Genomic DNA, 4,367 nt, shown 5'->3' on the forward strand with positions numbered 1-4,367 from the left:
CTGACGGCGGGGGCGACCGCGATCGCACTGCTGACACTCACCGGCGCGGCGACAGTGGCCGCCGCACTGCATCGCGCCTACGCCCTGGGCTGGGTGGGGGCGACCGTGGCCTCCACGTTGCTGCTGATGCTGCCGCTGGAACTGCCGACCCGAACCGTCGTGGCACTGCTGTGCGGCCCGCTGGTGGGAATCGCGGCTCACCTGACCGCGCTGCGCGCGGCGTCCTGACCCGCCGACCGGCCCGGCTGCGCCGACGGCGGCGCGCCCAGGTGTATTTTTTAGGCATCGATACCAGGTCAAAGACTCGTTACCCCGACGTCTGGATCATCGTCCCGGCCTTCGGCGAGGCGGCCGTCATCGGCGGCGTGATCGCCGGAATCCGCTCCGTCTTCGATGCGGTGGTCTGTGTGGACGACGGCAGCGCCGACGACACCGCCGCGATCGCCCGGCGCGCCGGCGCCCATGTCGTGCGGCATCCGGTCAACCTCGGCCAGGGCGCGGCGATCCAGACCGGCGTCGAGTTCGCTCGCAGCCGACCCGGCGCCCGGCTGTTCGCCACCTTCGACGCCGACGGTCAGCACCGGGTGGCCGACGTGGTGCGCATGATCAAGCGCCTCGATGACGACCACCTCGACGTCGTCATCGGCACGCGGTTCGCCGCAGCCGAGGCGGCAGCCGCCGTGCCGCCACTCAAACGGCTGGTGCTACGGGCCGCGGTGTGGCTGAACCCGCGGATCCGCCGGCTGGGGCTCTCTGATGCCCACAACGGCCTGCGGGTGTTCAACCGGCGGGTTGCCGAGGGCCTGGATCTCACCATGACCGGGATGAGCCACGCCGGGGAGATCATCGCTCTGATCGCCGAAAACCGTTGGCGGGTAGGCGAAGAGCCGGTCGAGGTGCTCTACACCGAATACTCCAAGGCGAAGGGTCAGCCGCTGCTCAACGGCGTCAACATCCTGTTCGACGGGTTGCTGCGCAAAAGGATGTCGCGATGACAAGGATCGCCCCGTGAACTGGATCAAGGTGCTGCTGATCGCGGCCGTGCTGGCACTGTTGATCTACCTACTGCTGTCACGGGGGTCCGCCCAGTCCCGGGCCTGGGTCAAGATCGGCTACCTGGGGTTCGTGGTGGCCGGCATCTATGCGGTGCTGCGCCCCGATGACACCACGGTGGTGGCGAACTGGCTCGGGGTGCGCCGCGGCACCGACCTGATGCTGTATGTGCTGATCATGGTGTTCGCGTTCACCACGCTGAGCACCTACATGCGGTTCCGCGACCTGGAGTTGCGTTATGCACGGCTGGCGCGAGTGGTCGCGCTCGCCCAGGCCCAACCGCCCGAACCCGACGGTTCGGCGAGGCTCGACGAAGCAGAGCCCAAGCCGTAACCGCCGCAGAAACCACAGTAGTTCGGCGACAGTTGGCCGACTCGTAACAGTCGGTTTCCCATTCGTCTGGCTGCGGCGGACACCCTGGGGCCTATGAAGGCGACCGAAGTCCTCGCGGAGCCACTGGCCGAAGTCACGGCCATGGCCCTGACGGTGCCGATCGTCGAGTTGTATGCGCTGCTCTGGCGGGCCGGCGTGCTCGAGGTCGAGCAACGCCGCTCGACGCGCCCGGCAGCCGCCGCGCCGGTCCTCAGGTCGGCGTGACGAAGCTCCGCCTCAGCGCACCACTTCGAGTTTCCGGGCCGGCTTCTTCGCGGCGGCTTTCTTCGCCGAGGCGTTCTTGGCCGCGGCTTTCTTGGCCGCCGGAGCCTTCTTGGCCGGAGGTTTCTTGGCCGCCGGACCTTTCTTCGCGGAAACCTTCTTGGCCGCCACCGCTTTGTCCGCCGGAGCCGCCGCCACCGTCGCCGCCTCGGGCACGGCCGTAGCGATCTCCTTGACGACGTCCGAGCGTCGGCTCGCCACGGCCACCGCGGCGGTGGCCACCGCGGCGGTGCCGACCCCCTGCGCCCAACCGATCGGGCCGACCGGAGTGCAGCCCAGCAACTGACTGACACCGGGCGTGGAGACCATCGCGGCGAACAACACGAAGGATCCGGCCGCGGTCGCCAGCACCAGTGGCGCCCGCGAGTCGACCAGGGTCTGACCGAGTTCGGTGGTCACCAGCGAGATCAGCGCCACCGTCGAGGCTCGCTGCGGCGTGCCGCTTACCCTCCCCATGGCCCAGGCGGCCGTGCCCGCCGCCGCGGTGACCCCGCCGCGGAACGCCACCGCGCGCCACAGTTTCTTCTCGTCGAGGCCGGGCACGGCGTCGCCGATCGGGCCCGCCGGGGTGCTCACGGCCACCGCGGTGGCCGGCAGTGCGTCGGTCAGAGTGTTCATCAGCAGCAACTGCCGGGTGTTCAGCGGCGAATCACCGGTGACCGCGGTCCCGATGACGGAGAACATCACCTCGCCGGCATTGCCGCCCAGCAGCCCGGAGATGGCCAGTTGAACACCCCGCCACAGCCGCCTGCCCTCGTCGATCGCGTCGACCAGTGCCCTGATCTTCCCGTCGGTCAGCACCACGTCGGCGGTGGCATGCGCCGAGTCGCTGCCGTGCGCCACCACCCCCAGTCCCACCGTGGCTGCCCGGATGGCGGCGGCGTCGTTGGCGCCGTCACCGACCATCGCCGACACCCGGCCGGCGCGCTCCAGGGTCTGCACGATCTGCACCTTGTTCTCCGGCGACATTCGCGCGAAGATCACCCGCTCGCAGACCACCCGCTCTTGTTCCTTGCGGTCCAACGCATTCCACTCCGAGCCGGTGATGACCTGCTCAGCAGCGACGGTGACGCCCATCTCGGCCGCGATCGCGGTGGCCGTGATGGGGTGGTCGCCGGTGATCATCCGGATGTCGATGCCACGGGCCGCCAGAGCGGACAGCAACTGCGGGGCGTCGGCACGGGGCGTGTCCGCCAGGCCGAGGAACCCGATCAGCGTCAATCCGGAACAGGCCACCTCGGTGATCCGCTCGGTGCCTTCCGGGTCGTCGCGAACCGCTCGCAGCTGCGCTGCGGTCAGCTTGCGCCGGGCCACGGCGATGACCCGCAGCCCGCGGGCGGCCATCTCGGCAACCTGCCGTTCCTCCTCGGCACCGGCGTTCTGGCATGCCTCGAGCACCACTTCCGGTGCGCCCTTGACCACCAGCTCCGATCCCAGCGCCGAGGCCGAGAACGCGCGCCCGGAGCGGAACGGCAGGTGCGCGTCCGGTTCGGTCCACGGCCGGGTGCCGGCTGCGGCGGCCGCGCCCTCGACGATCGCCTGGTCGGTGGCGTGCGCGTACACCGCACCGCCGGGAGCCGGCGCCGCCTGCGCCGCAGTGCCGAGCACGTCGTCGTCGGAGTATCCCGCGACCGGGTGCACCGTGGTGACCCGCAACCGGTTCTCGGACAGCGTTCCGGTCTTGTCGAAGCAGACCACGTCGACCCGGCCCAGTGCCTCCACCGATCGTGGGATCCGTACCAGCGCACCGGATTTGCTCAACCGCTGCGACGACGCGTGCTGGGCCAGGGTCGCCATCAGCGGCATTCCCTCCGGGACAGCCGCGATCGCGACCGCGATCGCGTTGCCCAGTGCCACCCGCAGGCCGCCCTGCCGCAGCAGGCCGAGCGCACCGACGGCCACACCGCCGGCGGCGCTGTAGGGGAATGTCCGGTGCATCAGCTGCGACAAGTGGTGTTGCAGGCCGACTTCGGGCAGCTCCCCGGAGGCCAGTTCGGAGGCCCGGCGGGACTGGGTGTCGGCTCCCACCGCGGTCACGATGGCCAGCGCCGTCCCGGCGATCACCGTGGTGCCCGCGTAGAGCATGGAACTGCGCTCTGCCAGTTCGGCGCCGGGCGTCGGGTCCAACTGCTTGCCGACCGACAACGATTCACCGGTCAACGACGACTCGTCGACCTCGACGTCGCACTGCTCGATCAGCCGGGCATCGGCCGGCACCACCTCGTTGCTGCGCACCTCGATCACGTCGCCGGGCAGCAATTGTTCGGCCACGATCTCGTGGTAAGTCCGCGAACCGTCCGCCCCGGTCAAGGCGACCCGGGCCGGCGGGGCCTGCTGCGCCAGCAGGGTGTTCAGCCGGCTCTCGGCACGCAGCCGCTGGTAGGCGGCCAACATGGCGTTGCCGGTGAGCACGGTGCCCACCATCACGGCATCGATCGGCGAACCCAGCATGGCGGTCGCCGCCGAGCACAGCGCCAGGATCGGGGTCATCGGGTCGGACAATTCGGCGCGCACGGCATGGAAGTACGGCCAGAACACGCCCTGCGGACCCGCGTCGACCGGGGCGCGCTCGGCCAGCGGCGTCACCGCATCCGGCCCCAACAGCTCACGCACCTGCTCGACCGACATGGCGTGCCACTCGTAGGCCGGCGCCGGCTGGG

4 protein-coding genes and 1 pseudogene are annotated in these 4,367 nt (G+C 70.3%); 4 read left to right on the forward strand and 1 reads right to left on the reverse strand.

What is annotated here, in order from left to right:
• The 4 genes and pseudogenes from DQP56_RS22850 to DQP56_RS24895 all read left to right on the forward strand — a co-directional run.
• Positions 1-228: pseudogene (locus tag DQP56_RS22850) on the forward strand (hypothetical protein); the annotation flags it as partial.
• Between the two features lie 41 nt (positions 229-269).
• On the forward strand, positions 270-995 hold the full coding sequence (gene ppgS, locus DQP56_RS22855; protein WP_112689301.1) for a polyprenyl-phospho-N-acetylgalactosaminyl synthase PpgS: 726 nt from the start codon (positions 270-272) through the stop codon (positions 993-995).
• Between the two features lie 13 nt (positions 996-1,008).
• Positions 1,009-1,386, forward strand: coding sequence for a DUF2304 domain-containing protein (locus DQP56_RS22860; RefSeq protein ID WP_112689303.1), 378 nt, complete (start codon positions 1,009-1,011; stop codon positions 1,384-1,386).
• Positions 1,387-1,479: 93 nt separating this feature from the next.
• Positions 1,480-1,650 (forward strand): Rv1535 domain-containing protein, encoded by a 171-nt coding sequence (locus DQP56_RS24895; protein ID WP_165825121.1) that lies wholly within the window; start codon positions 1,480-1,482, stop codon positions 1,648-1,650.
• Positions 1,651-1,662: 12 nt separating this feature from the next.
• On the opposite strand, the gene DQP56_RS22865 is transcribed toward DQP56_RS24895, so the two are convergent.
• Positions 1,663-4,367 (reverse strand): cation-translocating P-type ATPase (locus DQP56_RS22865; RefSeq protein ID WP_133259010.1); only part of this gene is annotated, 2,705 nt, incomplete at its 5' end.

This window comes from Mycolicibacter senuensis (assembly GCF_003284925.1).
GTDB lineage: Bacteria > Actinomycetota > Actinomycetes > Mycobacteriales > Mycobacteriaceae > Mycobacterium > Mycobacterium algericum_A.

Coding starts and splice junctions, on each gene's coding strand:
- DQP56_RS24895 (WP_165825121.1), top strand. CDS start 1,480: ATGAAGGCGACCGAAGTCCTCGCGGAGCCACTGGCCGAAGTCACGGCC.